This is a genomic window from Nostoc cf. edaphicum LEGE 07299 (assembly GCF_015207245.1).
Taxonomy (GTDB): Bacteria; Cyanobacteriota; Cyanobacteriia; order Cyanobacteriales; family Nostocaceae; genus Nostoc; species Nostoc edaphicum_B.
The window spans coordinates 1-5,997 of record NZ_JADEXF010000257.1; the positions used below are offsets into that span (position 1 = coordinate 1).

Here is a 5,997-nt window from a genome sequence, read left to right on the forward strand (position 1 = left end):
CTATTTTACTATCTAATCAAACTTCCTAGAACGGATGCACAGAAGTCAAATCTATGATATGCGTCTGAGAGAACTAATCCAGTCGTTTGGAATACCATAATTAGCAACAAACGAGTATCGTCCTGCTCCCAAAGTTTTATACGGACCTGTATGACGAAAAGACATCGTTTGTGTTTGGATTGAATGACGCGTATTCACCTGGGTCTAATGTCAAAACCCTACCAGAATAGTTGGCATCTGTCCAAAACTCCCATCGACCGGAGTAGACTTTAATTGACGATATTTTATCGTTCCAAAAATCACCGACGTAAGACGAATCAATACCAACGACACCTGAGGTAGTTTTTCCAAAGTTTACATCTTCAAAAAATTCCATTGCTGCTCCACCCTGAATAGCAGCACCCTGCTCAGATGTCAGTTCTTGAAAAAGTGGACTAAGTTCAATGTTGTTCATACTTACTCCGTGGTTGTTGATGTTAGACATTGTTTTTCTCCTGAGTTTCAGATTGTGTTTGAACTGGAGGTTAAGCTTGTTTGCCTTGACTCTGATTCTTAATTGGTAGCAGTGACATGATTTTATTCACTGTTGGGAATCAGAGTTATTTCCGGCTTACTAACCTTCCTGATTCTTAATTGGTAGCAGTGACATAGTTTTATTCACTGTTAATAATCAGGCGTTTTTGGCTAGTTTGACCTTCTAATTTTTAATTGGTAGCAGTGATATGATTTTATTCACTTGATTCAGCAGTGCCAATTTGGTAATATCCTCTCTTATGCATAAGTTGATTGTCCTGACACCAATAATCAATTAAGGCTTCCAAGCTGAATTTCCTTTTCTATAGGAGAGTGCAATGTCTTTTAAAGCTATGCGTTTGGACTGGTTGCAAGGTCTAGGAATTGCCATTGGAAGTGGGTTTATCGCCTTGTATGCAAATATCTCAGTTGCCCAAATCACCCCAGACGGCACTCTGCCAAATAATTCCAACGTCACATTAGAGAACAACACCTTCAAAATCACCGGAGGAAGTCAAGCAAGGGGTAATCTGTTCCATAGCTTTAAAGATTTTTCTATTCCTACTGGCTCGGAGGCATTTTTTAACAATCCTGCAAACATTCAAAACATTATTAGCCGAGTCACAGGAAATTCTATCTCTAATATTGAAGGTTTAATCCGAGCTAACGGCACAGCTAACCTCTTCCTAATTAATCCCAATGGCATTATCTTTGGTGAGAATGCTCGGTTAAATATTGGTGGTTCATTTTTTGCCACATCTGCCAATAGTATGAAATTTGCTGATGGATTTGAATTTAGTGCAAAAAATCCTCAATCTACACCTTTGTTAACTATTAATGTCCCTATTGGTTTGCAATTCGGGAGCAATGCTGGAAATGTTTCGGTAGAAAGGTCTAATCTACAGGTAAATCCTGCTAAAAGTTTAATACTTGTTGGCGGCAATGTGAGCATGGATCGTGGGAAGCTTGTAGCTTCTTCGGGAAGTGTGGAGTTGGGGGGAGTAGCAGGAGAAAGCACCGTCGGACTTTTTTCTAACGGGGATTTTCTTGGTTTGAATTTTCCCCAAGGAGTGCCACAAGCTGATGTGTCTCTCACCAATCAAGCTGAAGTGAATGTACTTGCAAGTAGTGGTGGTAGTATTGTTGTGAATGCAGCAAATTTGAATATATCGGAGGGAAGCCAACTGATAACAGGAATTTCAGGCGTTGGTTCATCCACAACTCAGGCGGGAGATATTAAAATTAATGCCACTGGGATAGTTGCGATCGCAGACAGCAGCAATATTTCCAATCAAGTGCTAGAGAACGCTGTGGGCAATAGTGGAAATATTAATATCAATGCTGATTCACTTTCTCTGAGCAATAACTCCTTTCTAGCAGCCAGTACCAAAGGAGAGGGAAATGCAGGCAACGTCACTATTAATACTAACTCACTTTCAGTTTTTGAAGGCTCTTTTTTGGCAGCCAGCGCCAATGGACAAAACGGAGATGCTGGAAATATCACTATTAATGCCCGCGATACCGCCTCCTTCGAGAATGGAGCCAAAATATATACTGATGTCAATCAGCTTTTTGGTGATACCAGACAAGTACAAGGTGATGGAGGCGACATCAAAATTACTAGCGGGTCGCTTTCCTTAACAAATGGCGCTCAACTGGATGCCAGCACTAAAAATGAGGGGAATGCGGGTAATATTACTATTGACACTGGCTTACTTTCTGTCGCTAAAGAATCTTTCTTAGATGCCAGGGCCAATGGACAAAACGGAGATGCTGGAAATATAAATATTAATGCCCGCGATCGCGTATTGTTTGATCTGGGAGGTCAAGCATATACCAATGTGACGACCAGAGGCAAGGGAGGCGACATCAGCATTAGGACAGGATTACTTACCGTAACCAATGCTTCTAAGCTTAATGCCAGCACTTCGGGAGTAGGAGATGCAGGTAATATCACCTTCAGCACAGGGTCATTTTCCGTTACAAATGACTCTCAAGTGACTGCCAGTACTTCGGGAGTGGGAAATGCAGGCAATATAACCATCAATACAAACTCGCTTTTTGCAACTAATGAATCTTTCTTAGCTGCCAGCGCCAATGGACGGGGAAATGCTGGAAATATCACTATTAATGCCCGCGATCGCATTTCCTTTGATTATGGGGCTAAAGTATATACTGATGTCAATCAGCTTCCCTTTGGTGATACCACAGAAGCAGAAGGTGATGGAGGCAACATCAAAATTACTAGCGAGTCGCTTTCGTTAACGAATGGCGCTCAATTAATTTCCAACACCCAAGGTGAAGGCAATGCAGGCAGTATAATCATCGATACTGGCGCACTTTCTGTAACTAATGAATCTTTTTTAGCTGCCAGCGCCAATGGAGAACACGGAGATGCTGGAGATATAACCATTAATGCCGACGATCGCGTATTGTTTGATCAGGGTAGCGCATTCAGCAACGTTGGAATCTGCTCATTAATTGCCGTTGGCTGCACCCTAAGTAATAACACGATAAAAGGCAATGGAGGCAATATTAGGATCAATGCGCCATCTCTCCAATTAATAAATGGCTCTTTTTTAGCTACTGGAGTGGGTGATGACAATAATTTGGAGAAGAAAGTAGAGGGAAATGCTGGCAAGATATTAATCCATCTCAGGGATGGTTTATCTCTAGACCAGAGCTTTATCACGACTACACTTTTTGCTAATGGGAAGGGCGAAGCCGGAGATATAGATATCCAAGCAGGATTTGTCTCCTCTTATCAATCTTTGATATCTGCTAGCACTCAAGGACAAGGAAATGCTGGCGGAATTTCTGTGCAGACTATGGGTGCAATTTCCCTGGCTGACAGTGACATCTCTACTGCCGTACAAAAAGGGGCAACTGGAGATGCTCAAGGGATTAACATCACAGCCCAATCGCTTTTATTAACAGATGGCGCTCAACTGAATACAGTCACATCTGGAGAAGGAAAAGCTGGTAATATCCTCATCGATACAACAGATAAAGTTAGTGTCTCTGGGACTAATACAACAGTGGCTCCCACCGACCTTTTTCAAAACAATATTCCACCCAGGTACAATTCTCCTCCACAGTTCGTAGATGCAGTATCAAGCGGTATATTTACCAGCACCAATTCTTCTGGAGTTGGCGGCAATATAACAGTGAATACAAATATATTTAGTATTTCCAAGGGCGCGGTTGTAGATGCCCGAACTACAGCCAATGGAACAGGGGGAGCAATTAATATCAATACGAATACAATTGATGCAATATCGGGTGGACAACTGACTGCCATCGCATCTGGTAATGGGGGTGCGGGTAGCATCACTCTTAATGCTACTGACAGTGCGACAATAACAGACAGCGATCCAACTTACTTGGCTCGACTTGCTCAATTCGGCCCTGACAATCTTGATATATATGGCAAACCGAAAGTAGGCAATCAAGGTGCAGCCAGTGGACTAACTGTGAGCAGTGTTGGTTCAGGAAGTGCAGGCGATCTTACAGTACAAGCTGACTCTATCCATCTTAACAACGGTGCAAAAATAAGCGCTGACACTACAGGAGGAGGTGGAGATATCTTTCTCAACTCGCCTGTACTATTGTTACGTCGAGGTAGCAGCATAACCACTAACGCTAGTGGTTATGATATCACTGGTGGTAACATCACAATTGATGCCAAAAATGGCTTCATCGTTGCTGTTCCCAATGAAAATAGCGACATTAGGGCAGATTCCGCTTACTTTCGTGGTGGGAATGTCACCATCAAAAATATTGCAGGCATCTTTGGCATCCAGTCTAGAAAAGAACCTTCGCCAAACACAAGCGATATTACCGCTAAAGGCGCAACTCCTGATTTAAGCGGCAATGTGCAAATCAACACACCTGATGTAGACCCTAGTAACGGCTTAGTCGAACTCCCGATTAATTTAGTTGATGCTTCTAGGGAAATTTCCAATGCCTGCAAACCTGGAACTCGGCAATTCCAACATACATTTGTGGCAACAGGACGCGGTGGACTACCCATGAGTCCTACTGAACCATTACAAGATTCAAGTACTGTGTCTGCGTGGGTGAAATTAAGACCAAAATCAAAAAACTTAGCAAATACAACGACTCAGGCACAACTAACAGCAGTTTCAACTACTCCCATTGCTGCGACAACGACCATTGTGGAAGCTTCTGGCTGGGTAATCGATCGCAATGGAAATATAAAACTAGTAGCACAAGTTCCTCAACTCAACCACCACAGCCCTTGGCAAACACCTGCTTCCTGTCCTGTATCTCAGGGAGGTGTGAAATATGGCAAAATTTCAGCTGCCAAAGCGAGTAATTAGATTTGCGGTAACTCTCGTACTCCTATTTACCCTTGCTGTTTTCTTGACTATTATCCCTAGTACATTTGCTAAACAAATCCAGACAAATTCACCAGACAGATTTCACATCCAAACCAATAAACCCCCAGCCACAAAACCACAGGCACTTCTTGAACAAGGAGAAGCACTTTATCAAGCTGGACGCTTTACTGAAGCCGTAATTATTTTACAACAAGCTGTCCGTACCTATCAACAAGAAAGCAATAACCTCGCACAAGCCGCAGCGCTAACAAACCTCTCTCTTGTATACCAGCAACTCGGCTCGTGGAAAGAAGCTTATGCAACTATTGACAGTAGCTTAAATTTACTTGGCTGGGATGAGATAAATCAAAAGTTAAATGTCAACAATCCAAAATCTGAATTGTTAGAAATTCTCGCACCAACTCTAAATATTCAGGGTGAATTGCAACTATCACAGGGACAAACTGATGCATCTGTGAAAACATCACAACAAGCAGAGCAAATCTGGAAGAAATTAAGTGACAATGCCGGAATAACGCGCAGCCGGATTAACCAAGCACAAGCCCTACGAGTTGCTGGTTTTTACCGCCGTAGCTTAGATATATTGAATGAAGTATCCCAACAATTAATTTCCCAACCTGACTCACTTGTAAAAATAACAGCTTTGCGATCGCTTGGCAATGTCTTACAACAATTAGGCGAACTAGAGCTATCCCAGAAAAACTTACAACAAAGCTTAGAAATCGCTCAACGTCTGCAACTGCCTTTAGAAATTAGTTTGACGGAATTTAGCCTCGGTAATACTACTAGGTCGTTAAGTAATATTAAAGGTGCGATCGCTCATTATGAAAATGCTGCCAAAATTGCACCAAACCCTCTAGCCAAAGTTCAAGCCCTGATTAATCAGCTGAGTTTGCTTGTCGAAAACGAACGCATCACGGAAGCAAAGTTATTAATACCCACAATCCAATCTCAATTCCCTAATCTGCCTACCAATCAAGCTGGTATTTATGCACGGATCAATTTTGCTCAGACTTTGGCCACAATTGGAAACAAAAAAGATATTGCAGAGATTCTGGCAACTAGCGTTCAACAAGCCAAAATAATCGGCGATGAACGTGCCCAATCTTATGCACTGGGC

3 protein-coding genes are annotated in these 5,997 nt (G+C 42.3%); 2 read left to right on the forward strand and 1 reads right to left on the reverse strand.

Translation table 11 applies throughout. From position 1 onward, the window contains the following. Positions 1-136: 136 nt before the first annotated feature. Positions 137-484 carry a beta/gamma crystallin-related protein gene (locus IQ229_RS09785; protein ID WP_194043253.1) on the reverse strand — a complete coding sequence of 116 codons (348 nt, stop codon included), beginning with the start codon at positions 482-484 and terminating at the stop codon, positions 137-139. A 367-nt stretch (positions 485-851) separates the two neighbouring features. Between IQ229_RS09785 and IQ229_RS09790 the strand changes: the two genes are divergently transcribed. Both IQ229_RS09790 and IQ229_RS09795 read left to right on the forward strand, forming a co-directional pair. Continuing rightward, positions 852-4,856, forward strand: coding sequence for a two-partner secretion domain-containing protein (locus IQ229_RS09790; RefSeq protein ID WP_194043254.1), 4,005 nt, complete (start codon positions 852-854; stop codon positions 4,854-4,856). Then, positions 4,822-5,997, forward strand: a 1,176-nt coding sequence (locus IQ229_RS09795) for a tetratricopeptide repeat protein (protein WP_194043255.1), incomplete at its 3' end; no start/stop codon positions are given. The genes IQ229_RS09790 and IQ229_RS09795, both read left to right, overlap by 35 nt.

Excerpts from the sequence above, each read along its gene's own strand:
- IQ229_RS09790 (WP_194043254.1), top strand. The coding sequence starts at position 852 with ATGTCTTTTAAAGCTATGCGTTTGGACTGGTTGCAAGGTCTAGGAATT.
- IQ229_RS09785 (WP_194043253.1), bottom strand. The coding sequence starts at position 484 with ATGTCTAACATCAACAACCACGGAGTAAGTATGAACAACATTGAACTT.